Origin of the sequence: Streptococcus infantis (assembly GCF_047464415.1) — a bacterium.
Lineage (GTDB): Bacteria > Bacillota > Bacilli > Lactobacillales > Streptococcaceae > Streptococcus > Streptococcus infantis_AE.
In genome coordinates this window covers 47,876-74,591 of sequence record NZ_JASHBX010000012.1, presented here as the reverse complement: position 1 = coordinate 74,591, position 26,716 = coordinate 47,876, and the positions used below count along the sequence as shown (strand labels likewise).

26 protein-coding genes and 1 tRNA gene are annotated in these 26,716 nt (G+C 39.5%); 4 read left to right on the top strand and 23 right to left on the bottom strand.

The window, feature by feature from the left end:
- Nucleotides 1-187 precede the first annotated feature (187 nt).
- The 10 genes from QM460_RS08040 to QM460_RS07995 all read right to left on the bottom strand — a co-directional run bounded on the left by QM460_RS08040 (nt 188) and on the right by QM460_RS07995 (nt 10,139).
- Nucleotides 188-1,069, bottom strand: coding sequence for a class II fructose-bisphosphate aldolase (locus QM460_RS08040; RefSeq protein WP_049528618.1), 882 nt, complete (start codon nt 1,067-1,069; stop codon nt 188-190).
- Nucleotides 1,070-1,213: 144 nt separating this feature from the next.
- Entirely contained in the window at nt 1,214-2,536 is a 1,323-nt protein-coding gene (gene vncS / locus QM460_RS08035) for a sensor histidine kinase VncS (RefSeq protein ID WP_414289756.1), read from the bottom strand.
- The gene (vncR, locus tag QM460_RS08030) at nt 2,533-3,189 is read right to left on the bottom strand and encodes a response regulator transcription factor VncR (protein ID WP_414289754.1); all 657 of its coding nucleotides are present in this window, start codon (nt 3,187-3,189) and stop codon (nt 2,533-2,535) included. The genes vncS and vncR overlap by 4 nt, the downstream gene beginning before the upstream one ends.
- Before the next feature lie 70 nt (nt 3,190-3,259).
- Nucleotides 3,260-4,639, bottom strand: coding sequence for an ABC transporter permease subunit Vex3 (vex3, locus tag QM460_RS08025; protein ID WP_414289753.1), 1,380 nt, complete (start codon nt 4,637-4,639; stop codon nt 3,260-3,262).
- 47 nt (nt 4,640-4,686) lie between these two features.
- On the bottom strand, nt 4,687-5,334 hold the full coding sequence (vex2, locus tag QM460_RS08020) for an ABC transporter ATP-binding subunit Vex2 (RefSeq protein WP_004252438.1): 648 nt from the start codon (nt 5,332-5,334) through the stop codon (nt 4,687-4,689).
- 13 nt (nt 5,335-5,347) lie between these two features.
- On the bottom strand, nt 5,348-6,625 hold the full coding sequence (locus QM460_RS08015) for an ABC transporter permease (protein WP_414289751.1): 1,278 nt from the start codon (nt 6,623-6,625) through the stop codon (nt 5,348-5,350).
- A gap of 133 nt (nt 6,626-6,758) precedes the next feature.
- Nucleotides 6,759-6,844 (bottom strand) — tRNA-Leu (locus QM460_RS08010).
- Nucleotides 6,845-6,925: 81 nt separating this feature from the next.
- Complete coding sequence (locus QM460_RS08005; RefSeq protein ID WP_414289750.1) at nt 6,926-7,501, bottom strand: cysteine hydrolase family protein; 576 nt, start codon at nt 7,499-7,501, stop codon at nt 6,926-6,928.
- Nucleotides 7,501-8,289 carry a GTP-sensing pleiotropic transcriptional regulator CodY gene (gene codY, locus QM460_RS08000; protein ID WP_000940720.1) on the bottom strand — a complete coding sequence of 263 codons (789 nt, stop codon included), beginning with the start codon at nt 8,287-8,289 and terminating at the stop codon, nt 7,501-7,503. The genes QM460_RS08005 and codY overlap by 1 nt, the downstream gene beginning before the upstream one ends.
- Before the next feature lie 272 nt (nt 8,290-8,561).
- On the bottom strand, nt 8,562-10,139 hold the full coding sequence (locus QM460_RS07995) for a DEAD/DEAH box helicase (RefSeq protein ID WP_414289749.1): 1,578 nt from the start codon (nt 10,137-10,139) through the stop codon (nt 8,562-8,564).
- 339 nt (nt 10,140-10,478) lie between these two features.
- On the opposite strand from QM460_RS07995, the gene QM460_RS07990 reads away from it, so the two are divergent.
- From QM460_RS07990 to QM460_RS07975, 4 genes are all read left to right on the top strand, one after another.
- A complete protein-coding gene (locus tag QM460_RS07990; RefSeq protein ID WP_414289747.1) occupies nt 10,479-11,795 on the top strand; it encodes an FAD-containing oxidoreductase in 1,317 nt (438 codons plus the stop codon).
- 95 nt (nt 11,796-11,890) lie between these two features.
- On the top strand, nt 11,891-13,234 hold the full coding sequence (murT, locus tag QM460_RS07985; RefSeq protein ID WP_414289746.1) for a lipid II isoglutaminyl synthase subunit MurT: 1,344 nt from the start codon (nt 11,891-11,893) through the stop codon (nt 13,232-13,234).
- Nucleotides 13,234-14,016, top strand: coding sequence for a lipid II isoglutaminyl synthase subunit GatD (gene gatD, locus QM460_RS07980; RefSeq protein ID WP_414289744.1), 783 nt, complete (start codon nt 13,234-13,236; stop codon nt 14,014-14,016). The genes murT and gatD overlap by 1 nt, the downstream gene beginning before the upstream one ends.
- A gap of 116 nt (nt 14,017-14,132) precedes the next feature.
- A complete protein-coding gene (locus QM460_RS07975; RefSeq protein WP_000040944.1) occupies nt 14,133-15,215 on the top strand; it encodes a M24 family metallopeptidase in 1,083 nt (360 codons plus the stop codon).
- A 45-nt stretch (nt 15,216-15,260) separates the two neighbouring features.
- On the opposite strand, the gene QM460_RS07970 is transcribed toward QM460_RS07975, so the two are convergent.
- The 13 genes from QM460_RS07970 to murC form a co-directional block, all read right to left on the bottom strand.
- On the bottom strand, nt 15,261-15,803 hold the full coding sequence (locus QM460_RS07970; RefSeq protein WP_414289743.1) for a GNAT family N-acetyltransferase: 543 nt from the start codon (nt 15,801-15,803) through the stop codon (nt 15,261-15,263).
- A gap of 57 nt (nt 15,804-15,860) precedes the next feature.
- Nucleotides 15,861-16,685, bottom strand: a complete 825-nt coding sequence (nadE, locus tag QM460_RS07965) for an ammonia-dependent NAD(+) synthetase (RefSeq protein WP_414289742.1) — start codon at nt 16,683-16,685, stop codon at nt 15,861-15,863.
- A complete protein-coding gene (locus QM460_RS07960) occupies nt 16,682-18,142 on the bottom strand; it encodes a nicotinate phosphoribosyltransferase (protein ID WP_414260522.1) in 1,461 nt (486 codons plus the stop codon). Before QM460_RS07960 ends, nadE begins: the two co-directional genes overlap by 4 nt.
- Before the next feature lie 107 nt (nt 18,143-18,249).
- Nucleotides 18,250-18,738, bottom strand: coding sequence for a DUF6773 family protein (locus QM460_RS07955; protein WP_414289741.1), 489 nt, complete (start codon nt 18,736-18,738; stop codon nt 18,250-18,252).
- Nucleotides 18,728-18,937, bottom strand: coding sequence for a helix-turn-helix transcriptional regulator (locus QM460_RS07950; RefSeq protein WP_414289740.1), 210 nt, complete (start codon nt 18,935-18,937; stop codon nt 18,728-18,730). Before QM460_RS07950 ends, QM460_RS07955 begins: the two co-directional genes overlap by 11 nt.
- A gap of 147 nt (nt 18,938-19,084) precedes the next feature.
- Nucleotides 19,085-19,681, bottom strand: a complete 597-nt coding sequence (locus tag QM460_RS07945; RefSeq protein ID WP_414289739.1) for an HAD family hydrolase — start codon at nt 19,679-19,681, stop codon at nt 19,085-19,087.
- Nucleotides 19,682-19,732: 51 nt separating this feature from the next.
- Nucleotides 19,733-20,143 carry a GNAT family N-acetyltransferase gene (locus QM460_RS07940; protein ID WP_414289738.1) on the bottom strand — a complete coding sequence of 137 codons (411 nt, stop codon included), beginning with the start codon at nt 20,141-20,143 and terminating at the stop codon, nt 19,733-19,735.
- Between the two features lie 99 nt (nt 20,144-20,242).
- Nucleotides 20,243-21,616 carry an amino acid permease gene (locus tag QM460_RS07935; RefSeq protein ID WP_414289737.1) on the bottom strand — a complete coding sequence of 458 codons (1,374 nt, stop codon included), beginning with the start codon at nt 21,614-21,616 and terminating at the stop codon, nt 20,243-20,245.
- An 82-nt stretch (nt 21,617-21,698) separates the two neighbouring features.
- The gene (gene greA, locus QM460_RS07930; RefSeq protein WP_000818756.1) at nt 21,699-22,181 is read right to left on the bottom strand and encodes a transcription elongation factor GreA; all 483 of its coding nucleotides are present in this window, start codon (nt 22,179-22,181) and stop codon (nt 21,699-21,701) included.
- Between the two features lie 354 nt (nt 22,182-22,535).
- On the bottom strand, nt 22,536-24,278 hold the full coding sequence (gene mltG, locus QM460_RS07925; RefSeq protein ID WP_414289736.1) for an endolytic transglycosylase MltG: 1,743 nt from the start codon (nt 24,276-24,278) through the stop codon (nt 22,536-22,538).
- Between the two features lie 81 nt (nt 24,279-24,359).
- The gene (locus QM460_RS07920; RefSeq protein WP_414289735.1) at nt 24,360-24,854 is read right to left on the bottom strand and encodes a GNAT family N-acetyltransferase; all 495 of its coding nucleotides are present in this window, start codon (nt 24,852-24,854) and stop codon (nt 24,360-24,362) included.
- Nucleotides 24,851-25,366 (bottom strand): GNAT family N-acetyltransferase, encoded by a 516-nt coding sequence (locus QM460_RS07915; RefSeq protein WP_414289734.1) that lies wholly within the window; start codon nt 25,364-25,366, stop codon nt 24,851-24,853. Before QM460_RS07915 ends, QM460_RS07920 begins: the two co-directional genes overlap by 4 nt.
- Nucleotides 25,367-25,374: 8 nt before the next feature.
- The gene (murC, locus tag QM460_RS07910; protein WP_414289733.1) at nt 25,375-26,709 is read right to left on the bottom strand and encodes a UDP-N-acetylmuramate--L-alanine ligase; all 1,335 of its coding nucleotides are present in this window, start codon (nt 26,707-26,709) and stop codon (nt 25,375-25,377) included.
- Between the last annotated feature and the right edge of the window lie 7 nt (nt 26,710-26,716).

Below are 26,716 nucleotides of genomic sequence, written 5' to 3'. Positions count from 1 at the left end.
GTTTTAGGAACTTTAACAACTTTAAGAAACGAATTTTCATCGCTCTGAATATAAAAATGGAGAGGACAACAATTGTCCTCTCCAGATGTTAGCTTTTATTCAACCCACTACAGTTGACAAAGAGCCACATTAAATTGAAAAAAACCCACCCAATGGGTAGGTTTCTGTTTTATATGGTTAAGCTAGATTAAGCTTTACCTTCTGAACCGAATACGTCGATACGTTCTTCAACTGAAGCTTGGATAGCTTTTACACCGTCAGCCAAGAATTTACGTGGGTCGAAGAGTTTCTTCTTGTCGTATTCTGCTTCGTTTGCTTCGTAGTCACGAGCAAATTTACGTGTTGCGTTAGCGAATGCGATTTGGCATTCAGTGTTAACGTTAACTTTAGCAACACCAAGTTTGATAGCTGCTTGGATTTGGTCATCAGGAATACCTGAACCACCGTGCAATACGATTGGGAATCCTGGTACAGCTTCAGTCAATTTTTGCAAGTGGTCAAGGTGAAGACCTTTCCAGTTTGCAGGGTAAGGACCGTGGATGTTACCGATACCAGCTGCCAAGAAGTCGATACCAGTTGCAACCATTGCTTTAGCATCTTCGATTGGAGCCAATTCACCATCACCGATGATTCCGTCTTCTTCACCACCGATAGTTCCAACTTCAGCTTCTACTGATACACCATTTGCGTGAGCAAATTCTACAACTTTACGAGCTTTTTCAAGGTTTTCTTCAACTGGAAGGTGTGAACCGTCAAACATAACTGAAGTATAACCAACTTGAATACACTCAAGTGCATCTTCGTAGTGACCGTGGTCAAGGTGGATAGCTACTGGTACAGTGATACCCATTGATTCAACAAGGTTAGCGATCAAGTTGCGAGCAACTTTGTAACCACCCATGTATTTAGCAGCACCCATTGAAGTTTGGATCAAAACTGGAGCTTGTTTAGCTTCTGCTGCGCGCAAGATAGCTTGAGTCCACTCAAGGTTGTTTGTGTTAAATCCACCAACTGCATAACCGTTGTCACGAGCTGCTTGGACAAATTTTTCTGCTGAAACGATTGCCATTTTATCAGGCCTCCTGTATATTTTTATGGGACATCCCATTTACATTGTTCATTTTATCACTTTTTAGCAAAAAAAGCTAGTTTTTCCCGTAGTTTCGATTGAATTTCTTCTATTTTTAGATATGTAAACCTTTTCCCGCTTGGTCTAATCCTTGTTCTGAGGCAGGTTCATGTAAAATAGCAAGTGGTCGTTATATCTTTCGAAACGATAGTCGATTTCTTCATTTTCTAATAAACTTTTGACTACGAAGAGTCCCAATCCAGCTCCCTTACTTTGTCGACTAGAAGCCGTAAAGGATTGTTCAAATTTATCTTGTTCCTCAAGTGTACAACCGTTCTCAATAAATATCCAGCCATCCTTATCACCGATTTTGAGATAGCCACCTTGGATAGAATGCTTCACCGCATTACTGATCAGATTTGAAAGAATCAGCTTGAGTACTGAAGGATTTAGATAAACGTGCTGAGCAGTTAGCTGGTTCTCTACTGAGATTTTTCTCTCCTTGGCTAATAAGTCATAGTCCTTCAATAGAAGATTGGTCATATCAAGAAGATTGATTTCTTCCTTCTTATCTCGCAATTCCTGTACCGAAGAAAGGGATAGGATTTGCTGCACGTGGTGGCTTAAATCATCCACAATTCCTAGAGAAACTCCAAGATAATGGTCACGGTCTTTATAACGTCCAATATTTGCTTGCATATTCTCCAAAAGAATCTTTAGACTAGCTAGAGGTGTTTTCAGTTCGTGGGAAGCTCCTCGCAAAAACTCAACCTTCATCTTTTCTAGTTGAAGAATGGCCTCGTTCTTCTCATGCAAGTCTGCAATAACGGTCAAGAGATGCTGATAGAGACTATTAATCTGCTCTTTGAGATCACCAATCTCATCCTTGGAATCCACGCGCAAGCGAACTTCTGCATCCAAATCCATCATTCGCCGAGTTACTCGCTTGATTTCCAAAATAGGAGCAACAATAGTTCTCGCATAGATAAAGGCGATGAGGAGCGAAATGATGAAAGACGCTAATAAAGTATAAGGCAGAAATTGAAGACTGATATCTTCTGCTTCTTTCTGCAAATCCATAGAAGCTAAAAACTGTAAGGTCATCGTCTGATCATCCTTAGTTTGAACTTCTCTTTCCTCAATGACCAAGGAGGCCGTTTGTCGTTGTTTATCAATGGGAAGATTATCATTGACTTCCAACTTATCCTGAGTCATCTCTCCCTTAATAGCTCCCTTGATATCACTGCTTTGAGAATAAAGATCAAGGACTTCCTGGATAGTTTGACTGTCCTTTCCTTGGAGGGATTGTGCAATTTCGGTAGCCTTGAGGCCTATGCTCTCCTGACGGTGACTGAGATAGGTCGGAGGAAAGAGAAAATAGATGGCCAAATGCAAACAAATGACTAAGGTAGAAAATACCGAGAAGGTATAGATAAAAATCTTTTTAAATAAACCTGAACGTCTCATTTTCTCTCCAATTTATAACCAACATTGCGCACGGTAAGAATACAATCTAGATCCAATTTTTTTCGTAATTCCTTGATGTAAACGTCAATAACACGATCGAAAGGTACTTCATCTGTCAATTTCCATACAGCGTCGATAATCTGAGCTCTAGTCAAAGCACGACCTTCATTTTTAACTAGATAGTCTAAGATTTCTAGCTCTTTTGCATTCACAGGAACATTTTGGCCTGCCACTGTGGCACTATAGCTTTCAAAGTCTACCTTAGTATCCTTATAGGTAAAGGTACGACCGGTATCATAATAACGTTTAAAAATAGCATCCACCCGAACCTTCAACAGAGATAGGGAAAAAGGCTTTTCCAGATACCCATCTGCTAGTGAAGCAAAGGCACTCATTTTATACTCTTCGTCCTGAAAGGCTGTCAACATTAAGATTGGAACTTGACTGCTTTTACGGATTTCTGATAAAACCTCTAAACCATTGAGTTTAGGCATTTGAATATCTAGGAGAACCAAGGCAACTTGGTGATTTGAAAATTGTTCCAAGGCTTCTTGACCATCTGCAGCCTGAATGGTTTTATAGCCATAATCCGCCAAGTAATCACTAATTCCCTCACGGATCATGTCTTCATCTTCTACAATTAGAATATTCATATAAATCCTTTTCTATCAAAAATGCTACCTATATTATATCTCATTTAGAAGAGAATAGGTAGCAGGTTTTTTATTCACTATCCAACAAGAGTTCTTTGGGTTGTTTAAAGAGGAGATTGCTTGAAGCAAGTGCCATAACTAATACTACCAATACCAAACCAAGTACAAAGATGATGGCAAAGTCTGAAGGTTGAATAGAAATATCCAGACTTGAAAGAGTTTTACTAAAGCCGTCAACTTCTGCACCACCACCGAGATTGGAAGCTTGGGCTGCCTTACTTGCCTGCTTAGCCACATCTGATGTAACATTGGCTAGTACTGTGTTTCCGATAGTACGAGCAGTATAGTTGGCTAAGAAGTAGGCTGAAATGAGAGCTGGAATAGCAATCATAACTACTTCTGTGATAAATTGTCCTAGAATACTTGCTTGTTTAAGACCAATTGAAAGGAGAATGCCAACCTCTTTACGACGGGCGTTAATCCATAGTGTCAGTAAGAGAGCAAGTAGAAGAACAGAGAAGCTCAAGCTACCCCAGAAGAGAAGATTAGCCATCTTGTACATACCTGAGATAGATTGCTCAAGGGCAGGATAGTTAGATGAACTCTTAATCAAGCTATACATCTTCCAGTTGATACCGTTGATAGACCCTAATTCTTGCATGACACTATCTAGGTTCTTATCTCCAGCTACAAAGAAGGTCGCATCTCCATAAATAGCGGTATCTTCTGTATAACCATAGAGCTGGGCAGCTGTGTGAATATCTGTGATAGCTGTATTCTCATATAGTTCTTGTGAGTAGGTCACAGTAGATTTATTATGTCCATCAAAAAGTCCTTTGATCGTGACTTCTACTGTTTCCTTGGCTCCTTTTTCATTATCTGCATCGTAGATATTGGAGTTGAGTTTGACCTTGTCTCCTACTTTCCAACCGTGTTTAGCAGCCAGGTCTTTATGCATGAGAATCTGGTGTTTATCATCATTTGTTAAGTGCTCACCTTCAACAAGTTTGTAAGAACCTGATACAAATTTATCTTCCTTAGAAGAGTCATTGACACCTGTTATCATCAAGCTACTTCCAAAACGTTGAGCTCGATCTGCAGTTAGATTTTTCTTGGTTTCAGGAGTTTCAATCAGTTCATAGCCTGTCAAATCACCGATAGCATTAATCCGTTTGATGTAGGATTCAATGGCCTTATTTTCAGTAATTTTTTTGATATCTTCACCCTTGATATTCCCCGCACCACGTGGAGTTCCTTGATTGACCCTGCGGTTGATTTGCATGGAGAAACTATTGGTGATATTTTTAAAGGTTTCTTGAGAAGCCTTGGCTGTCGCACCCTTGATAGACAAGCCGACCAAACTCAAACTAGCCATCAAGAGAATGATAAGAAAGATCACAAGCGACTTAAAAAATTTTCTTGTGACATAGGCAAATGCGTTGTGTAACATAAGATTCCTTTCTAGATTTACTTCAGTTTTTAATATGTTTAAAAGTTTTAGTTACTATTTTTTCTTGTTTCAGTCAGTTTCTTATCCTTCAATTCAAGTGTAATATCTGACGCCTGTGCCACTTCCTTACTGTGGGTCACAACGATCACACACTTGCCTGTTTTCTCAGCGAGAGATTTGAGCAAATCGATGATATCTCCAGCAGTCTTAGGATCCAAGTTTCCTGTTGGTTCATCTGCTAAAATCACTGGTGCTTCCGATACAAGACTACGAGCAATGGCAACCCGTTGTTGCTGTCCACCTGATAATTGGAGAACATTCCGCTTGATTTGACTTTCATCTAAACCAAGTTCAAGAAGGGTATCCTTGCTAGCTTTTTTATTAACCAAGCGGATATTTTCCAATGGAGAAAGATAATCAATCAGGTTATAGTTTTGAAAAACAAGGGAAATGTGGTGCATACGGTGATAAGAATATCCTTGTTCACGAATATCCTTGCCTTCGAATAAGATAGCTCCTTCGACTGGGCTATCAAGTCCTGCTAATAGAGACAAGAGTGTGGATTTCCCGGCTCCTGATTCTCCGATAATACTATAAAACTTGCCTGGTTCAAAATCATAATTGATTTTATATAAGACTGCTTCTGCTGTGTTTTTATAACGATAAGTAAGATCTTGTAATTGTAGTAAAGTCATGATTTCTCCTTTATTAACTGATGGATGATAAAATTTCTTTAGGTGATTTTCTAAATAAAAAGATAAAACAAAGTGCAACTGATAAACAACTAATCACAAGTAAAAAGAAATAAGATTCTCCAAATGATAGAAAACTTGTTGAAAGATTAGTTGCTTTTGCCAGCGTATCTTGTAGTGCAGCTTGATCGCTACTTGATAGTACAGTTTTCAAGAGATAGGAAGTAATGGCATTTCCTGCAAGAAATGCTGGTAGAATTGCTGCCAATGAAACTAGGATAACTTCCAGGCAGAATTGGCTAAAGATTGCTATTTTTCCTTTACCTAGTGCCAATAAAATACCAACCTCGTAAACTCGCTCTCGTAACCAAAGTGACAAGACCAAGACCAGCGCTCCTACCCCAGCAATCATAATGCCATAAAGGAAAATTTGGAGGAAGGTTTGGAAGGTCGAGACTGAATCCTTGATTTGTTCAAAGGCCTTATTTTCCTTTTCAACTTGGTAACCTTGGTTTTCCAGAGATAACTTTTCAACCTCTTGAATGATGCTATCCATATCTTTTGGATTTTCGAGATAGAAACGTGCGGCAGAAACTTGAGCTTCCTTATTTCCAAGAAGAGTTTGGCTACTTTCGTAGTCTGTATAGACCGTATTTTCACTAAAGTCTGATGATAGACCGGTAAATTTCTCTTGTTTTTGACCTGAGAAAATACCTACGATTTCATAGTCTAGCCTTTGTTCACTATCTCCTTCTACTTGACTAGGTTTCAGACTAATCTTATCTCCTACTTTTAGGTTGTTTTTCTTGGCTAAATCTTCATGGATTACGATTTTTTTACGATCCCCTTTTTCGATATGTCTTCCCTCTTTAAGGGTAAAGGCGGAACTAGTAAAAGAAACATCCTTAGAGGAATCTTCTAAAGCAATCAAACTGATGAGATTTTTTTCAGCTTCTGTCAAATCATCTCTCTGGATACTTTGTTCTCCAGTAACGACTTCTTTGTCAGTTAACTTGACTATTGTTTCTAGCTCAGGTGAAATCTTCTCAAGACCCTTTATCTTTTTCAGGCCATCTAGTTGAGACAATTGAAAAGTCTGATCCGGTTCGATTCTTTTAATCGAGAAAGATGTATTCAATGAGCGATAGAGATTATTTTCTACTGTTTTGTTGGACTTCATGAGCATCAAACAAGCTGATATTCCTGCCAATAAAACAAATAGAATCAAGAATAATATGAGACTTCTCAGTCGTTTTCTGCTGACATAAGCCCAAGCTCTTTGAGTGGGATTCATATAGCACCTCCATATTTGTAAAACCATTATAATATTCAAATATGAAATGTTTATGAAATCACAAAAAAAGAGCAAAATCTTTGCCCTTGTTTATATAAAAATAAAGAGCTAGCTGAAGCTAACTCTTTTCCTATGCGGAGAGAGGGACTTGAACCCTCACGACCTAAAGCGGTCACAGGATCCTTAGTCCTGCGCGTCTGCCAATTCCGCCATCCCCGCGTCGATTACTTTACTAGTATATCAACTTTCAAAAACTTTGTCAACACTTTTTTCAGATTTTTTTCAGTTTTTTTGAATACATTATTCTTTGATTTCAACTAGATTTTCATCAAGGATTTTCGCTCCTAATGTATTCTTAAAATGTCCAAGTGCAAACTGATGGTTTTCAGACCAAATGGATGCGACTGCTGGCTTGACAACTTCTATCTGATACCCAAGATTATAGGCATCGATAGCCGTATGCAATACACAGATATCTGTAAGAACACCTGTTAAGATGACTGTATCCACGCGACGCTCTCTCAGACGGATATCCAAATCTGTGCCAGAAAAAGCTGAATAGTGACGTTTGTCCATCCAGAAAACACGACTATCCTGGGCCTGTTCCTGATAAAATTCAGCTAACTTACCATATAGATTACGCCCGCTAGTCCCAATCAGATTATGAGGGGGAAATAGTTTACTTTCTGGATGAAATACATCATTTTCCTCATGAGCATCAATGGTAAAGAAAATATAATCTCCACGGTCAAATGCTAATCTAGTCACCTGATTAATCGCTTCTGATATAGCTTGAGCGGGAGCTCCTGCTGTCAATTTTCCATGATCCGCTACAAAATCTTCTGTATAGTCTATCGAAATTAAAGCCTTAGCCATTAATAGTCCCTCTTTTTCACTTCTTCAAAGATATCTGGAATCAAGACCTTAAGATAAGTTCCCTTCATCCCCAGTGAACGACTTTCAATAATTCCTGCTGATTCGAGTTTTCGAAGGGCATTGACAATCACAGAACGCGTAATACCGATACGGTCTGCAATGACTGACGCAGTTAATTGTCCTTCATTGCCATTCAATTCACCCAAAATAGCTGACACTGCTCTTAACTCAGAGTATGAAAGAGTGTTGACTGCCATCGTTACGGCTGTACGACGACGGATATTTTTCTCGTCTTCTTCACGTTGGAAGTTCAAAAGCTGAATACCAACCACCGTACTAGCTATCTCAACAAGAATCAAATCCTCATCTTCAAATTTCTTATCATTCCGCCAGATAATCAAAGATCCCAAACGAATCCCAGAAACATGGATTGGAGCAATTGTTGTCAAACCTTCTGAGAAATCAGCTCTACTCTCAACTGGAAAGATGCTTAATTCATGATCTACAGTCAGATTTGCTTCTGTATCGTAAATCATGTTTGCACCTTGAATATAGTCCTCAGGAAAAATTTTTGATTGGAAAAATTGCTCTACACGATCATTATTAGTCTTGTAGCGCATGAAATATCCCAAAAGACGTCCCTTACTATTTAGGATACAAGCGTTGCAATCAATAATATCCGCTAATTGGCGTGTGATGGCATTATATGGAAGATCATCTTGTAATTTCTCCTCCGCACGCTTCAGGATAGACGTAATTTTTCTCGTTTTTTCTAATAAATGTGCCATTTTTCACCTCGTGTTTAATCACTTCCATTATATCATAAATTGATCATTATTTCAATAATTATCTGAAAATTGTTTATTGAATTGCAATTCATGACTGTTCGAAAATTTTTACTAGTTTTTTCTAATTTTCTTGTTGACAGGTTTCTAAATTTTTGATAATATAATATTACAAGATAACAAATATATAAATCTATTTTCTCGTATGAAACTTTTCTTGACTCTCGGTCTCCTTATATATAAAAGCGATCCACCTCAGTGAACCGCTTTTTTTATTATTTATCACCCTTGTTACGGATTACAAAACCAGTTTTCTTCTCGCTTGAAGTATTGCGTGGTTTTTTATTATCCTTACGGTAACGTTTTTCCTTCTCAAATCGGTCGTTTTTGCGACTGCCTTTTTTGAAGTCATCTCGACGTTCACCACGTCGATTGTCGCGACGGCGATCTCGATCGTGACGGTCATCTCCACGACGACCTCCCTTACCTTTGCCACCAAAGCCACCACCAGATGGTTTAAATGGTAACGGTTTTTCACGTGCAATCTCAACTTCAGGAAGACTATCTGGGTCTTGAACAGTTAAGCTGAGGATATACATAGCCAATTCTTCAGGAGTGAATTCTGAGGCTAATTGACGAGCATCCTTGCCAAACTTCTCAAAGTTACTACGAATCTCCTCATTCGCAAAATCACGTTCAATTTTCTTAAGTGCAACCTGCTTCTTAGCTTGAAAGGCTTCTTCTGCACTTGCAGGTTTGAGACCTTTCATACGTTTCTTAGTCAAGTTCTCAATGATTTGGAGGTAACCCATTTCATTAGGTGAAACGAAGGTAATAGACTGACCTGACTTACCTGCACGCCCTGTACGGCCGATACGGTGAACATAACTCTCAGGGTCTTGAGGAATATCGTAGTTATAGACATGAGTCACACCTGAAATATCCAAACCACGAGCAGCCACGTCTGTTGCAACTAAGACATCAAGGTTGCCATTTTTAAAATCACGAAGGACACGAAGACGTTTGTTTTGGTCCAAATCCCCATGAATCCCTTCTGCACGGAAACCACGGATTTTAAGCCCACGAGTCAACTCATCCACACGACGTTTTGTACGACCAAAAACGATTGACAACTCAGGTTGATCAACATCCATAAGACGAGTCATGGTGTCGAATTTTTCTTGTTCCTTAACACGGATATAGTACTGGTCAACTAGTTCTGTAGTTAATTCTTTTGCAGCAATCTTCACATGCTCAGGTTCTTTCATGAACTGAACACCAATACGTTTGATAGCATCTGGCATAGTCGCTGAAAAGAGCAAGGTTTGACGATTTTCTGGGACACGAGAGATGATGGCTTCAATATCCTCAAGGAAGCCCATGTTAAGCATTTCGTCCGCTTCATCAAGAATAAGAGTTTCAATATCTTGCAATTTCAAAGCCTTGCGTTTAATCAAGTCTAGGAGACGACCAGGCGTTCCAACTACGATATGAGCTCCTGATTTAAGAGCCTTGATTTGTTTTTCAATACTTGAACCACCATAAACAGAACGGACTTTCACACCCTTGCTACGACCAAAGCGGAAGAGTTCTTCCTGACTTTGAACAGCTAGTTCACGAGTTGGGGCGATGACCAAAGCTTGAATGGTTGCTTCTTCTGTACGGATTTTTTCAAGTGTTGGTAAGCCAAAGGCTGCAGTTTTTCCTGTACCTGTTTGAGCTTGTCCGATGACATCTTTTCCTTCAAGGGCCAAGGGAATGGTTTGCTCTTGGATAGGACTTGCTTCTACAAATCCTGCTTTTTCAATTTCTGCTAATAAATCAGCAGAAAGATTAAATTCATTAAATTTCACGTTATTCTTCTTTCTAAAGATGGTGCGAAGCCATCCTATAGCGCTTAGTTTATACTTTTCTTGTCATGACGTACTTTCATATCTTTTATGAAAGACCGTGTTGCTTCTTTTCCACAAAAGAAAAGTACTGCTTTCTTTGCAACCTATATAGTATAACATAAGAGAGGGGCAAAAGATAGTCTAACCTCCCGATTAAATCATGTAAACGATTTTCTTTCGATTTGCTTCACTCAAAAAGTATTTGTTAGAGCATTCAGTTCTTGAAACTATTTTCCGTAGCAGATTTGTGCAAAAGTCTTTTTCTTGTGCTAGAATGAAAATCGAACAGGAGGAATAAAAATGTTAACATACGATTTAATTGTCATAGGATTTGGTAAGGCGGGTAAGACACTTGCCGGGAAACTAGCTTCAGCGGGTAAAAAGGTTGCCCTTATCGAACGTAGTAAGGCTATGTACGGTGGAACTTGTATCAATATCGGTTGTATCCCAACTAAAACCTTGTTAGTTGCTGCTGAAAAAGACTTGTCATTTGATCAAGTCATGGCTACTAAAAACACGGTTACTACACGCCTCAATGGTAAAAACTATGCCACTGTAGCTGGTACAGGCGTAGATATCTTTGATGCTGAAGCTCACTTTGTATCAAACAAAGTCATCGAAATTCAAGCTGGTGATGAAAAACATGAACTGACTGCTGAAACAATTGTTATCAACACAGGTGCTGTTTCAAACGTATTGCCAATTCCAGGTCTTACTACAAGTAAGAATGTCTTTGACTCAACAGGTATCCAAAACTTGGACAAATTGCCTGAAAAACTTGGTGTCCTTGGTGGCGGAAATATCGGTCTTGAATTTGCCGGTCTCTACAACAAACTTGGAAGCAAGGTTACAGTCCTAGATGCCTTGGATACATTCCTACCTCGTGCAGAACCTTCTATCGCTGCTCTTGCTAAACAGTACATGGAAGAAGACGGAATCGAATTGCTTCAAAACATCCGTACTACTGAAATCAAAAACGATGGTGACCAAGTTCTTGTCGTGACAGAGAATGAAACCTACCGTTTTGACGCCCTTCTCTACGCAACTGGACGTAAACCAAATGTTGAACCTCTTCATCTCGAAAACACAGATATTGAACTAACTGAACGAGGCGCTATTAAAGTAGACAAACACTGTCAAACAAACGTTCCTGGTGTCTTTGCAGTTGGAGATGTCAACGGTGGCCTTCAGTTTACCTACATTTCACTCGATGACTTCCGTGTTGTTTATAGCTACCTCGCTGGTGATGGCAGCTACACACTCGAAGATCGTCTCAATGTACCAAATACTCTTTTCATCACACCTGCACTTTCACAAGTTGGTTTGACTGAAAGTCAAGCAGCTGATTTGAAACTCCCATATGCTGTTAAGGAAATCCCTGTTGCAGCAATGCCTCGTGGTCATGTAAATGGTGACCTTCGTGGTGCCTTCAAAGCTGTTGTCAATACTGAAACAAAAGAAATTCTTGGCGCAACTATCTTCTCTGAAGGTTCACAAGAAATCATCAACATCATTACTGTTGCTATGGACAACAAGATTCCATACACTTACTTCACAAAACAAATCTTCACTCACCCAACCTTGGCTGAGAACTTAAATGACTTGTTTGCGATTTAATAGATTTAATAATAGAAAGCAGCCCTCCTTGGGCTGTTTTTCTTTTTCTAAAATCTCAAATCTGTCTTTTTCAGCATTTATGATATAATAGAAACATGAAATTAAAAACTACTTTGGGCCTTCTTGCTGGGCGTTCTTCTCATTTTATTTTAAGTCGTCTCGGACGTGGAAGTACGCTCCCTGGGAAACTGGCCCTTCAATTTGATAAAGATATTTTACAACATTTAGCGAAGAACTACGAGATTGTCGTGGTTACTGGTACCAATGGAAAAACCCTGACAACCGCTCTCACTGTCGGTATCCTAAAGGAAATTTATGGTCAAGTTTTAACTAATCCAAGTGGTGCCAACATGATCACAGGGATTACAACGACTTTCTTGACTGCAAAATCTTCAAAAACTGGCAAGAACATCGCTGTCCTTGAAATCGACGAAGCTAGTCTCTCACGTATCTGTGACTACATCCAGCCTAGTCTTTTCGTTATCACCAATATCTTCCGCGACCAGATGGATCGCTACGGTGAGATTTATACGACCTACAACATGATTTTGGATGCTATTCGAAAAGTTCCTACTGCTACTGTTCTGCTGAACGGTGATAGTCCACTTTTCTACAAGCCTGCAATTCCAAATCCTGTTCAGTATTTTGGTTTTGATTTGGAAAAAGGTCCAGCAAAACTTGCTCACTACAATACTGAAGGTATTCTCTGTCCAGACTGTCAAAGTATTTTGAAATATGAGCTCAACACTTATGCCAATTTGGGAGCTTATATTTGTGAAAATTGTGGATGTAAAAGACCTGACTTGGACTACCGTCTAACAGAATTGGTTGAGTTGACCAACAATCGTTCTCGCTTTGTTATTGACGGACAGGAATACGGTATCCAAATCGGTGGACTTTATAATATCTACAATGCTCTCGCAGCAGTCGCTATCGCCCGTTACCTTGGAGCTGATTCTCAACTGATTAAGCAAGGATTTGATAAGAGTCGAGCTGTTTTTGGACGACAAGAAACCTTCCAAATCGGTGACAAGGAATGCACACTGGTTCTCATCAAGAATCCTGTCGGTGCTACACAAGCTATTGAAATGATTAAACTAGCTCCCTATCCATTTAGTCTTTCTGTTCTCCTCAATGCCAACTATGCGGACGGGATTGATACCAGCTGGATTTGGGATGCTGACTTTGAGCAAATTACTGAGATGGATATCCCAGAAATCAACGCCGGTGGCGTTCGTCATTCTGAAATTGCTCGTCGTCTTCGAGTAACTGGTTATCCAGCTGATAAAATCACTGAAACAAGCAGTCTGGAACAAGTTCTTAAAACGATTGAAGCTCAAGACTGCAAGCATGCTTATATCCTTGCGACTTATACGGCCATGCTGGAATTCCGAGAATTACTAGCCAGTCGTCAGCTTGTTAGAAAGGAGATGAACTAATGGTTTATACTTCACTTTCCTCAAAAGACGGCAACTATCCTTACCAGCTAAATATCGCCCACCTCTATGGTAACCTCATGAATACCTACGGAGATAACGGGAATATCCTTATGCTCAAGTACGTAGCTGAAAAACTTGGGGCCCATGTAACAGTTGACATCGTTTCACTTCATGATGATTTCGATGAAAATCATTACGATATAGCCTTTTTCGGTGGTGGCCAAGACTTTGAACAAAGTATCATTGCTGGTGATTTGCCTGCAAAAAAAGAAAGCATTGACAACTTTATCCAAAATGATGGTGTTGTCCTTGCTATCTGCGGTGGCTTCCAACTATTGGGTCAATACTATATCGAAGCTTCTGGAAGACGCATCGAAGGCTTGGGTGTCATGGGACACTACACACTCAACCAAACCAATAACCGCTTTATCGGTGACATTAAAATTCATAATGAAGAATTCGATGAAACCTACTATGGATTTGAGAACCACCAAGGTCGCACCTTCCTCTCAGATGACCAAAAACCATTAGGACAGGTCGTATACGGAAACGGAAATAATGAAGAGAAAATTGGCGAAGGCGTTCACTATAAAAATGTCTTTGGTTCTTATTTCCACGGGCCTATTTTATCCCGTAATGCAAACTTAGCCTATCGCTTGGTCACTACTGCCCTCAAGAAAAAGTATGGTCAGGACATCGTCCTTCCAGCTTATGAGGACATTCTCAGTCAAGAAGTTGCTGAAGAATACAGCGATGTGAAAAGCAAGGCAGATTTTAACTAAACTTCCTATTTCCAGCATGCCATAGGCTGTTGGAATTTTTTTAGGCTCTTTTCCCCTTCTCCCTTGCATTTTCTACTATTTTTTGCAAAAATAGAGGGGTAGAAAGAAGGTAACATATGTCTAAATTACAACAAATTGTAACATATCTCGAATCTGAAAAGTTAGACGTCGCAGTCGTATCTGACCCCGTCACTATCAATTACCTCACTGGTTTTTACAGTGATCCACACGAACGCCAAATGTTCCTCTTTGTCCTTAGAGATCAGGAACCACTTCTCTTTGTTCCAGCTCTTGAAGTTGAGCGAGCAACTAGCACTGTCTCATTCCCAGTTGTTGGTTATGTAGACTCTGAAAACCCTTGGAAAAAAATCCAAAACGCCTTGCCACAACTTGATTTCAAACGTGTCGCAGTTGAGTTTGATAACCTCATCTTGACTAAATACCACGGTTTAAAATCTGTCTTTGAAACTGCTGAATTTGAAAACTTGACTCCATTGATCCAGCGTATGCGTTTGATTAAGTCAGCTGACGAAGTGCAAAAAATGATGGTTGCAGGTGTTTATGCAGACAAATCTGTCAAAGTTGGTTTTGACAATATCTCTCTTGACAATACTGAAACTGATATTATCGCACAGATTGATTTTGCCATGAAACGCGAAGGCTATGAAATGAGTTTTGATACTATGGTTTTGACAGGTGATAACGCTGCAAATCCTCATGGTATTCCTGGAGCCAATAAGGTTGAAAACAATGCCCTTCTCCTCTTTGACCTCGGTGTGATGGTGAATGGTTATGCATCCGATATGACTCGTACAGTCGCTGTTGGTAAACCTGACCAATTCAAGAAAGACATTTACAACTTGACTCTGGAAGCCCAACAAGCTGCCCTTGACTTTATCAAACCTGGTGTCACTGCGCATGAAGTAGACCGCGCAGCTCGTGAAGTGATTGAAAAAGCTGGCTACGGTGAGTACTTCAACCACCGTCTCGGTCATGGTATCGGTATGGATGTCCACGAATTCCCTTCAATCATGGAAGGAAACGACATGGTCATCGAAGAAGGCATGTGCTTCTCAGTTGAGCCTGGTATCTACATCCCTGGTAAAGTCGGTGTTCGCATCGAAGATTGTGGTGTTGTTACCAAAGATGGTTTTGACCTCTTTACAAGTACCAGCAAAGATTTACTTTATTTTGATTAAAAAGTATTTTATAAAAAATAAGATGGAAAAGCTTAACTTTCCATCTTATTTTTTGATTTGATAATAAATTTTATCAGCTCTATAACCTTTTCGTTCAACTGCATTTGGAATCGTCTTCCAAAAAGTCATACCCGCCTTTTCCATAACACGACCAGACGCTGGGTTTAGACTTACATAGCAAGCATCAACCTCTTCAAATCCAATCTCATCTAGACAGTATGATAAAACTACCTTCAAGGCTTCTGTCATGAGTCCTCGTCCCCAGTAGTCCTGCCCTAAGATATATCCAATCTCACAACTAGAGTTATTTTCATCTGCACTGACAAGACTAATATCTCCGATGACATAATCTGGATTTTCTTTGAGACAAATGGCCCATTTGTAGTAATTTGGATCGTCATAGGATTTTACCCAATTGCCAATAGAATTTCGAGTTTGTTCAACATTGAGGTGTGGATTCCAAGTCACATAAGTCAGATTTTCTGAGCGTGAAGCCCAATTATCAAACATGGCTTGAGCATCAGTTTCACAAAAGCGTCGCAATAGCAACCGTTCAGTATGTAATGTCTTTGTACCTATGGATTTCATAATTCAACCTCGCTTTTCTATTTTCAGGCTCGGGCTAAAAAAGTCCCCCGGACTTTTTTACTCCCAAAACTTATCAAATACGGTGATTGGTAAGTGGCGTTTGTGTTGGCCTTTGTACCACCATTTTTCAATGGTGGCTTGGGCTTCTGGGCTGACTTGCTTTCCTTCGAGGTAATCATCAATTTCATTGTAAGTGACTCCCAAGGCTACTTCATCTGCAATGCCTGGTTTTTCTTCTTCCAAATCTGCTGTTGGGATTTTTTCATAGAGGGCTGGATCAGCTCCAAGCTCCTTCAAAAGTTGTTTTCCTTGGCGTTTATTGAGGCGATAAAGTGGGAGAATATCTGCACCACCGTCACCAAATTTAGTAAAGAAACCTGTGATATTTTCCGCAGCATGGTCTGTCCCGATAACAGCTCCGCTATGGGCACCCGCAAGGGCATATTGGGCAATCATACGACTACGAGCCTTGATATTTCCCTTGTTAAAATCGGAAACTGCACTCCCTGTTGCTTCAACAGCTGCGGCCATAGCATCAGCAGACTCCTTGATATTAACGACCAAGCTCACATCTGGCTGAATAAATGCTAGGGCTTTTTGAGCATCATCCTCGTCAGCTTGCACTCCATAAGGGAGGCGAACAGCGATAAATTTATAACTATCATCACCTGTTTCTGCTCGCATTTCTTCCATGGCTAATTGAGCCAAGCGTCCTGCCAAGGTCGAGTCCTGTCCCCCAGAAATTCCTAAGACAAATGTCTTTAAAAAAGGATGTTTTTTCAAGTATCTTTTCAAAAAGTCAATCGAACGACGGATTTCTTCCTGGGCATCAATCACTGGTTTAACTCCCAGTTCTTGGATAATGGTTTCTTGCAAACTCATTCTTCTTCTCCTTCGCCTAGAGCTTCCTTACGCATCTTATCAATCAAGTCCATCTTGTCTTGCCATACATCACGAGCCAAGTCGACAGGGTAATGTTGTGGGTTAAGAACACGTTTGTATTCGTCCCAGAGCTTGTCAAATTCCTTACGAGCATAGGCTTGAATTTCAGGTAAACTTGGTAAATCATAGACTAACTTACCTTCCTTGAAAATGTCTATCAAGAGAGGAACAGCATCAAAATTACGGACAGTTTTCTTGATGTAAGTATAGGTTGGATGGAACATCTTGATTTCAGTCATGCTAGCAACATCGACACCATCATAGGTAATGTAGTCACCTTCTGACTTGCCTTTTTCACGACTGGTGATGCGCCAAACTTGTTTCTTCCCTGGCGTTGAAACCTTCTCTGCATTGTTTGAAAGCTTGATGGTATTGCGCATATGACCGTTCTCATCTTCGATGGCAACAACCTTGTAAACTGCTCCAAGTGCTGGTTGGTCATAAGCAGTGATGAGCTTAGTCCCTACACCCCAGACATCAATCTTAGCTTTTTGCATTTTGAGGTTAAGGATGGTATTCTCATCAAGGTCATTTGATGCATAGATCTTAGCATCTGTAAATCCTGCCTCGTCCAGTTGTTGACGAACTTTTTTAGAAATATAGGCGATATCTCCAGAGTCAATACGGACACCAAGGAAATTAATCTTATCACCAAGTTCACGCGCAACCTGAATTGCTGCTGGAACACCGATCCGAAGAGTATCGTAGGTATCCACTAGGAATACACAGTTTTTGTGCGTTGAGGCATAAGCCTTGAAAGCCTGATAATCATTGCCATAGACTTGTACCAAGGCGTGAGCATGAGTCCCTAGAACAGGAATACCGAAGAGCTTACCAGCACGTACATTACTAGTTCCATTGGCACCACCAATGACAGCGGCACGAGTTCCCCAGATAGCTGCATCCATTTCTTGAGCACGACGTGTACCGAACTCCATCAAAGGCTCATCTTCAATGACTGAACGAATACGAGCCGCCTTAGTCGCAATCAAGGTTTGAAAGTTGACGATGTTCAAGAGAGCTGTTTCAACCAATTGACACTGAGCCAAAGGACCTTCCACTTGAACAATCGGTTCATTGGCAAATACCAAATCCCCTTCTTGAGCAGAACGTACAGTCAATTCCAACTTGAGATTACGGAGATATTCCAAGAAAGCACCATGATAACCAAGTGACTCCAAATAAGCAATATCGCTATCCGAAAAACGCAAATTTTCAAGGTATTTCACAATTCGTTCCAAACCTGCAAATACAGCATAACCGTTTTTGAAAGGTTGTTGGCGGAAATAAACTTCAAAAACTGCTTTCTTGTTATGAATGCCTTGGTCGAAGTAAACTTGCATCATGTTAATTTGATACAAATCAGTGTGCAAAGTTAAACTATCATCTGGGTACATATACTGTCCTTCTTCCCTATTTGTAAAAAGATGAAAATGTTTCTTCTTTTCTCATAAATTAGTACTATTATAACACATTTTCTCGATATTGATAAAAAGCTAACAAGCTATTCCATGCTCTCGAGTTCATCCATATCTTTTTCATACTTTTTCTGAGCCCATTCACCATAACTTTTCAAACCTAAGTTTCCAATAAAGACCCAAGGAAGATAAAGGATATAAGTAAATACCCATGCATAAATATACTTAATATGTAGAGGGTTGTGCTGATAAATTTCGATATTGAACTGGTAGTTCTGTAGCATCAAGGTAGCTGTAATCACTAGAGTTAATAATAGGCAACCTAAAATTGTAAAATGAAAACGACTATAATAGGTCACACCAAGACTTCTAGCACGATTGAAAAAGTAAAAATTCCCTATGATTATAATTACGAGAAGCATGCTAGGATTAAAAAGGCTTGGTGCTAACACTGATATGAAATAAGCTAGAAACAATAATCCGATAGAAATATGAAAACTCTCTGCACCAGCTTTATGAAGTTGTTGCTCTTCTCTTTCATCTAAAAATTGATAATAATAAAATCTATTTTTCATCTTCTTCCTCCCAAAATAATTGGTCTAAAGTTTTGCCTAAGCATCTGCAAATGGACTGGCAAAGGGAGAGACTAGGATTATATTTCCCAGCTTCTATCAAGCCGATAGTCTGGCGCGTAACCCCGACAGCTTCTGCCAAGTTACCTTGTGTCAGTTCATGCTCTACTCGAGCTAGTTTTAATTTTAAATTCTTAACCACTTCTTACCTCCTCCTTAATTTTAAAAGTCGCGCTTCTTCTAAGTTCATTATATCATATAGTTTACATTATGCAATATATATCTGTCAATTTGTACGATTTTTTTAACAAGAAACTCTCTACCAGCTAAATGATAGAGAGTTTTCTGCTTATTCAAATTTTTTCAAAATATCTACAACGTCACTTCTCTGTTTGGCTTGATAGGCTTTGATGCCTAAACTTTCAGCCATGTTAGTGTTGTCTGCTATATCATCAAGAAAGACACAATTTGCTGGATCCAACTGATATTTACGGAGGATTTCTTCAAACATTTCTCGATCAGGTTTGATGACCTTAATATCACAGGAAAGAACAAACCCATCTAAAATCTTTTCTAGAGGTGCTAATTGATCTTTCAATAATTCATAAAAAACTGGTGAGGTATTAGATAGAACAAAAATACGATGGCCATTTTTCTTTAAACGTGCAAGAAGCGGAAAGACTTCCGTGTAAATATCGATATAGGCAGGCCAGTTCCAAATGACTTCTTCAACCTTTTTCTGATAGCAATCTCCTAATAGGGAAAGAACCTTATCAACCAATTCTTCTCGAGTCAAGGTCCCCAGGTCCAATCTTTCCCAGAGTCCCGACTGAAAAATAGCCTTGTCTAAAATTAGATAATCTTTCTGAGTTTTAGCTACAGCCTTCAAAATCTTATCCTTGTTCCATTCCAATAGAACATTTCCCATATCTAGTATGATATCCATTAACCCACCTCCATTATGAAGTGCCACTCTCTTCAATCGTTCATTTTCCGTTTACAACTCTTTTTGATAATAGTGCCTTTGTCCAGTATAGGGATAGTCTTTCATAGTAAAAACTTCCTGGTAGCCATACTTCTGATAAAAGGCTGGCGCTTGAAATTGATAAGTATTTACAAAAGCAAAGCGACAGTTTCTCTTTTTAGCTTCACTCTCTGCTTGCTGCAATAGTTGGGAGCCGATTCCTTGTCGTCGCAACTCCTCTTTCACAAATAAATACTCGATTTCTAGCCAATTTCCAAAGGTCTCTGCTACTAAACCAGCCATGAGTTGACCATGTTCATCTTCAACATATAGGTTTAGTGGCTCACATTCAGCTGCTTCCCTTTTAGAACGATTATAAGAGCGAATCAAATTCCCTATTTCCTGTGCTTTCTGAGACTCTGTATTCTCCAATCTAATGTGCATCAAAACCTCCTCAAAGACACTTACGCCTTGATTATATTCCTATTTTGAAGAACTGTCAAACTAAAAAAACTCACCAACCTGAGTTGATGAGCTTCTGACTTATTTTCTAAACTTCCATTGGCTGTAAATACCAAATGCAACAATCCAGATAGCTGAACCTCTAGCTCCCATTACAGTTGACTCTTGTAAGAAGAGTGTTCCAAATACAAAGATAAAGAAGAGCATAGTCAGAGGATTTAGCAAGCGATATTGTGGCATGAGATAGCCATCTGACATAAAGTCTTTAGACTTACGATATTTGAGATGGGCTACCATGATCAAGATGTAGATGGCGATATAAACACCTGATGAAGAAGCCGTAATCAAAGCAAAGGCATCTGATACTCCTGGAAGGACATTGATGAAGGCTGCAAAACCAATCAATACGGCAGAAGCAATGATTGCATTCTGAGGAACGTTGTGACGTGAGAGCGTGTCTGCCTTAATAGCTTTCAAGAAACGATTTGGTGAATCATGAGCAATTTGGTACAAGTGACGACCTGTTGAGTAAAGGGTTGAATTCAAGGCTGATGCAGCTGAAGTCAATACAACAAAGTTAATTAAAGCTGCCGCCCACTTAAGACCAACAAGTTCAAATACCGTTACAAATGGTGAATCTGCTGCAGAAAGCTCACGCCAAGGAATAATAGACATGATGGCTAAAAGAGCTCCACCATAGAAAAAGATAATTCGCAAGGGAATTTCCTTAACAGCCTTAGGCAAGACTTTTCTTGGATCCTTAGTTTCAGATGTAGTAACACCGATAAATTCAATCATCAAGTAAGCAAAGAAAACCATCTGGAAGGCCATGACAAAGTTCATCCCACCATTTGGGAAAAGTGAGAAGTGTTCACTAATATTAGCAAGACTTGCTGAACCATAAGGCGTTTCAAAGCCGGTCAAAACCATAAAAATACCTGTCGCAATCATAGCAAGAATAGCCACAATTTTAATCATGGCAAACCAAAATTCTACTTCACCAAAGATTTTAACGGCAATCAAGTTCACTAAGCCGAGTATTGTCAGAAATACAACCTGAATCAACCAAGATGGCCAAGATGGAAACCAAAACTGAACATAGTGAGCAATAGCCGTGATCTCGGCCATACCGATAAAGACTACTGAGAGCCAGTAAGACCAGACTGAGAAGTAACCCCAACCCTGACCTAGATAACGGGTAATAAAGTTGATAAAGGTATGTTGCTCCGGATCTTGGTACAACATTTCCCCGATAGCACGCATCATAAGATACATAAAGCCACCCGTAATCATATAGACCAAGACGATTGACGGACCTGTCAAACTAATAGAGCGACCAGCTCCTAGAAAAAGTCCCGTTCCAATTGTTCCTGCAATCGCCATAACCTGAACATGGCGATTGGTTAACCCACGTTCCATTTTATTTTTCTTTTTGTGCTTATTTTCTGAATTCATATAGTCTCCTCTAGTTTTTAGAATTAAGAAAAGGAGTAATAGGAAGCGCTTTCCCTATATCTACTCCTTCTTTTCATTCCTATTAAACTGTTTTTTCTACTTTTAAGATTTTAACATCATAGCTTCCTACAGGTGTTTCAATCGTAGCAGTATCACCTGTTTTCTTACCAATCAAGGCTTGCCCAATTGGGCTTTCATTTGATACTTTACCTGCAAAGGCATCTGCACCCGCTGATCCCACGATGATATATACTTCTTCGTCGTCTTCACCAATTTCTTGGATAGTGACTGTTTTCCCGATAGCAACTTCATCTTGAGCAACTGCATCGCTATTGACAATCTCAGCATAACGGATTTTTGTTTCCAAGCTAGAGATTTGTCCTTCAACGAAGGCTTGCTCATCCTTAGCTGCTTCATACTCACTATTTTCTGACAAGTCACCGTATGAACGCGCAATCTTGATGCGTTCTACAACTTCTGGACGACGAACTAGTTTCAACTCTTCTAATTCTTTTTCGAGTTTTTCCTTTTCTTCAAGGGTCATTGGATATGTTTTTTCTGCCATTTTTCTCAACTTTCTTTTGATTAAATTTAAATTTCTTTAGGTAGTAAAGCAAAATTATGTGGTAAACCACATAATTTTACAATGAAGACAAAGTCTTTTTAAAGCTTTCCTTAAATGATTTTGGTTAGTAGCGACCTTTTAAAATCTGTGCCTAAACCTAATGATTCTATCACTTCTAGACTCAGGTTCAAATAAGAGGTAGTGTTTTACTCTCGCAATTTCCGAACGCCTAAAACTTGTGAATTTCAGGCGTTTCTAATCATAGCGGAAAGACTTGTGTGACTTGCTATTCCCGTAAAAATTAGAGATTCTTTTCTACATTCACGGATGTAATAGCAAATCTTGTTCTAAGAGTTAGTTTGAACTACTTGATTGTGTCAATTTACTGTTAACATGCTCTGCAACGTTTCGATCATGTTCCTCTCGTGTCGTTGCAAAGTAAACCTTACCATCTTGTACATTGGCTACAAAGTAGAGATAGTCGCTCTTAGTTTGATTGATACTTGCTTCAATTGCATCTAGACTTGGACTGTCTACTGGACCAGGCATTAAGCCAAGGTTCGTATAATCATTATATGGTGAATTGATTGTTGTATCAATTGCTGCATCATCTGCCAAGCTAATATTTTGTCCTAGCTTACCTTCTGCATAGAGAATAGCAATATTACTCTGTAGTGGCATGCCAAGGTTCAAACGATTATAGAAAACTCCAGCGATCAGTTTGCGATCGTCAGTTTTCAATCCTTCTTTTTCCACAAGTGATGCGATGGTGAGGAGTTCATTCACTGTCAAGTTCTTTTCTTTGATTGCAGTGTAATGTGCTGACAAGTTTTTGTCCATAGCTGCCACCATTTCATCAATCAAGCTTTCAATAGTTGTGCTTTCTTTGATAGCATAAGTTGCTGGGAATAGGTATCCTTCTAGACGATAACGAACACCACTTTCTTTAGTTGGTAGACTTTCGAGAAGGGTTGGGTACTTAGCAACTAATTGAGAGATGAAGGTTTCATCTTGCACTTTTGCCAAGAAGGCATCAGCAGTCAAAGGTTCTTTAAAGTCTCCTTGAAGCTGACCAACTGTTTGTGCGATTTGATCAAGGGTATAACCTTCAGGGATTGTAAGATTTGCAAGTGCAACTTCTTGAGGTTGAGGCGTTCCACCCTTTTGCAATTCTTTGATGATATCATCTGTACTCATGCTCTTTTGCAAATTATAGTAACCAGATTTCAAATCATTGTAGTCTTTATACTTAGCATAAAGGCTAAAGATAAAACCGTGTTTTACCAATCCAGAGTTTTCTAAGGTATCACCAATTTGCTGAAGATTGGCCCCTTCTGGAATCTGAACCGTGACATACTGTTTTGAATTTGCATCGACTGGTTGGAGTGCAGATTCGACATAACGGTAACCAAAGAATCCACCTACACCTATTAAAATCAATAAAACTAATACTGTTACGAAAAAGCCTTTCAAGCGTGATTTTTTCTTTTTCTTGATTGGTTTCACTGATTCTTTACGACTTCTTCTAGGAAGTTCAGTTCTCGTTTCAACTGGAGCAGCTGGTTCTTGACTAGGAGTTTCTTTTTCAAGAACAGTTGGTTTCGGTTGAGGTTTAATATTCTTTCGAGCAGGACTTGGTTTGGCCTGATTCGTACGATAAGAAACTGGAATCCTTGTCGAAATAGCATTGAACTCTTTCTCTTCTTCCGCTGGTTGAGCAGGTTCAAGAGGCTTGACAGGTTCATCAGCTTCCGTTGATGGTAGAGGATCTGGAGCTACAGCTGGCTCTGAAGCTACAACTGGTTCTGAAGCAACAGAAGTTTCAACTGAATCATCTTGTAAAACTGGACGTGGTGGAACTGCTGGAGCATTAGCAAGCAATTCATCCACTAGAGAAACAGAATTGGCCATCAAGTCTTCTACAGAAGGTTCTTCCGCTGCTTTTTCCGCTTCTGAACTATTACTTAAATTTGAAAACAAATCATCGTTGCTACTTTTAGTATTCGCGATGCCGTCTTCTCTTTTTAATCTTTCTAAATCTCTTAAAATTTGTTCTTTAAAACTTAACTTTTCTTCTTCTCGAGAATTTTCGCTCAAAGGTGTTACCTCCTTGTTGATAATCCATAATATTATATCTTAAAAACTAAAGAAAAGCAACCATAGATGCCTTTCTGATGCCTAATTCGTGTTTTCCCAGACCATGTCATACCATTCTTCACCAGCAAAAGTCGACTTTGATTTTCCTTCATTCACAAAACCATGTTTCTCATAATAGCCAATGAGATAGTCATGGCAGGTTAGATTGATTCCCTCACGCTCATGCTCAAGAGCGAGATCTTTTAAAGCGGTCAATAATTTTCGTCCGACACCTAAAGCTTGAGCTTTCTTAGCAATGGATAGACAACTCACAGAGATATAGCCACCTTTTTGATGGCTATAATCTTTAATGTCTTCTGTAAAGGACTGGTCTTGTAAATATCGATGAGGGACTACTGGTCCCTCAATATAGCCTAGTATTTCCCCCTCTTTTTCAGCCACTAAAAAACTGGTCTTAATTTCCTTCAGATGAGCTTCAAAAACAGGACGAGGAATGGCTTCTTCAATTGAAAAATTTTCTAGTTCAATTTCAAAGATACGATCTAAATCTGTCAATCTAGCTTGTCTAATAATCATAGTTCCTCCTGATAATAGGGATTCTGCCAATGCATGAGAAAGGCAACTTCACTGCTCCTTTCTCCATCTACGATCCCTTGTTCCACAAATCCATTCATTTCAAAGTAGGCCAGCAACTCATCCTCACAAAGCAGATAAATACCTGGTCTATTTTGCTGACGGGTAACTTCCTTCAAAGCTGCTAGCAACAAGGTTCCAAAGCCTTGCCCCTGAAAATCGGGATCGACAGCTAAATCTTCAAGGATGATTGAGTTCTCACTAATGAATTCCTCATCTCCGATCTCAAGCATCCATTTTCTTAAAGAGGGAATAGGAGGTGTCGTCGCAGTGATATAAGCAATCCCTTGATCATCCAGGTTAGCTAAGAGAAACGTACCCGCATGCTTGCGGATACGTTCTTCTATTATTTCTCTATTCAATACTTCTAGGGAGTTTGAAATACTTTCTTGTATCAAGCAAATCTGATTTATATCTGATTGCTGTGCTTCCCTGATTTTAATTGGAAATTCCATGATCTTCCTTACTGAACATTGCTTGTCAAATTAGACAAGAGACGTTCGAATGAATATTCATAAGTTTGGATATCGCCAGCTCCCATGAAAACATAGACAGCATTGTCATGGTCTAGGAGTGGAGAAACATTTTCAACTGTGATAACTTGATGTTTCTTGTTGATTTTATTGGCAAGGTCTTCTACCTTGACATCACCATGGTCCACCTCACGAGCTGAACCGTAGATTTGTGCGAGGTAAACTGCATCAGCCTGATTCAAGGCTTGAGCAAAATCATCCAACAAGGCAATGGTACGAGTAAAGGTATGTGGTTGGAAAATTGCCACGATTTCCTTGCTTGGGTATTTTTGACGTGCAGCATCTAGCGTCGCAATGATCTCAGTTGGATGGTGAGCAAAGTCATCAATGATAACCGTATTATTAACAACCTTTTCTGTAAAGCGACGTTTCACTCCACCAAAAGTCTTCAAGTGTTCACGTACTAAATTCAAGTCAAAGCCAGCAGTATAAAGCAAACCAATCACTGCTGTAGCATTCATGATATTGTGGCGACCGAAAGTTGGAATGTGGAATTGGCCCAACTCTTGACCACGGAAGTGAACGGTAAAGGTTGAACCTGTAGTAGAACGAAGCAAGTCACATGCTACGAAGTCATTACCTTCTGCTTCAAAACCGTAATAATAGATTGGGGCATTTGCTGTAATCTTACGCAACTCAGCATCTTCACCATAGACAAACAAACCTTTGGTAATTTGTTTAGCATAATCATTGAAGGCATTGAAGACATCTTCCAAGCTTGTGAAATAGTCAGGGTGGTCAAAGTCAATGTTAGTTATGATAGAGTATTCTGGGTGATATGGCATGAAATGGCGCTCATACTCGTCAGATTCAAAGACAAAATACTTGGCATTTTCAGAACCACGACCTGTACCATCTCCGATCAAGTAGCTTGTATCAGTGATGTGTGACAAGACGTGAGAAAGCATCCCTGTCGTTGACGTCTTACCGTGGGCACCTGCAACTCCCATACTGATAAAGTCACGCATAAAGCTACCAAGAAACTCATGATAACGTTTGTAGCTGATACCATTTTGGTCAGCATAAGCAATTTCAACATTGTTATCTGGACGGAAGGCGTTACCAGCGATAATTTCTAAATCACCTTGAAGATTTTTTTCATCAAAAGGTAAAATTGTAATTCCTGCTTGCTCTAGTCCACGTTGAGTAAAATAGTACTTTTCAACGTCAGAACCTTGCACCTTGTGCCCCATTTGATGCAACATCAAAGCCAAGGCACTCATACCTGATCCTTTGATTCCGATAAAATGATAGGTTTTTGCCATTTTCTTC

Excerpts from the sequence above, each read along its gene's own strand:
- QM460_RS08040 (WP_049528618.1), bottom strand. The coding sequence starts at position 1,069 with ATGGCAATCGTTTCAGCAGAAAAATTTGTCCAAGCAGCTCGTGACAAC.
- vncS (WP_414289756.1), bottom strand. The coding sequence starts at position 2,536 with ATGAGACGTTCAGGTTTATTTAAAAAGATTTTTATCTATACCTTCTCG.
- vncR (WP_414289754.1), bottom strand. The coding sequence starts at position 3,189 with ATGAATATTCTAATTGTAGAAGATGAAGACATGATCCGTGAGGGAATT.
- vex3 (WP_414289753.1), bottom strand. The coding sequence starts at position 4,639 with ATGTTACACAACGCATTTGCCTATGTCACAAGAAAATTTTTTAAGTCG.
- vex2 (WP_004252438.1), bottom strand. The coding sequence starts at position 5,334 with ATGACTTTACTACAATTACAAGATCTTACTTATCGTTATAAAAACACA.
- QM460_RS08015 (WP_414289751.1), bottom strand. The coding sequence starts at position 6,625 with ATGAATCCCACTCAAAGAGCTTGGGCTTATGTCAGCAGAAAACGACTG.
- QM460_RS08005 (WP_414289750.1), bottom strand. The coding sequence starts at position 7,501 with ATGGCTAAGGCTTTAATTTCGATAGACTATACAGAAGATTTTGTAGCG.
- codY (WP_000940720.1), bottom strand. The coding sequence starts at position 8,289 with ATGGCACATTTATTAGAAAAAACGAGAAAAATTACGTCTATCCTGAAG.
- QM460_RS07990 (WP_414289747.1), top strand. The coding sequence starts at position 10,479 with ATGTTAACATACGATTTAATTGTCATAGGATTTGGTAAGGCGGGTAAG.
- murT (WP_414289746.1), top strand. The coding sequence starts at position 11,891 with ATGAAATTAAAAACTACTTTGGGCCTTCTTGCTGGGCGTTCTTCTCAT.
- gatD (WP_414289744.1), top strand. The coding sequence starts at position 13,234 with ATGGTTTATACTTCACTTTCCTCAAAAGACGGCAACTATCCTTACCAG.
- QM460_RS07975 (WP_000040944.1), top strand. The coding sequence starts at position 14,133 with ATGTCTAAATTACAACAAATTGTAACATATCTCGAATCTGAAAAGTTA.
- QM460_RS07970 (WP_414289743.1), bottom strand. The coding sequence starts at position 15,803 with ATGAAATCCATAGGTACAAAGACATTACATACTGAACGGTTGCTATTG.
- nadE (WP_414289742.1), bottom strand. The coding sequence starts at position 16,685 with ATGAGTTTGCAAGAAACCATTATCCAAGAACTGGGAGTTAAACCAGTG.
- QM460_RS07960 (WP_414260522.1), bottom strand. The coding sequence starts at position 18,142 with ATGTACCCAGATGATAGTTTAACTTTGCACACTGATTTGTATCAAATT.
- QM460_RS07955 (WP_414289741.1), bottom strand. The coding sequence starts at position 18,738 with ATGAAAAATAGATTTTATTATTATCAATTTTTAGATGAAAGAGAAGAG.
- QM460_RS07945 (WP_414289739.1), bottom strand. The coding sequence starts at position 19,681 with ATGGATATCATACTAGATATGGGAAATGTTCTATTGGAATGGAACAAG.
- QM460_RS07940 (WP_414289738.1), bottom strand. The coding sequence starts at position 20,143 with ATGCACATTAGATTGGAGAATACAGAGTCTCAGAAAGCACAGGAAATA.
- QM460_RS07935 (WP_414289737.1), bottom strand. The coding sequence starts at position 21,616 with ATGAATTCAGAAAATAAGCACAAAAAGAAAAATAAAATGGAACGTGGG.
- greA (WP_000818756.1), bottom strand. The coding sequence starts at position 22,181 with ATGGCAGAAAAAACATATCCAATGACCCTTGAAGAAAAGGAAAAACTC.
- QM460_RS07920 (WP_414289735.1), bottom strand. The coding sequence starts at position 24,854 with ATGATTATTAGACAAGCTAGATTGACAGATTTAGATCGTATCTTTGAA.
- QM460_RS07915 (WP_414289734.1), bottom strand. The coding sequence starts at position 25,366 with ATGGAATTTCCAATTAAAATCAGGGAAGCACAGCAATCAGATATAAAT.
- murC (WP_414289733.1), bottom strand. The coding sequence starts at position 26,709 with ATGGCAAAAACCTATCATTTTATCGGAATCAAAGGATCAGGTATGAGT.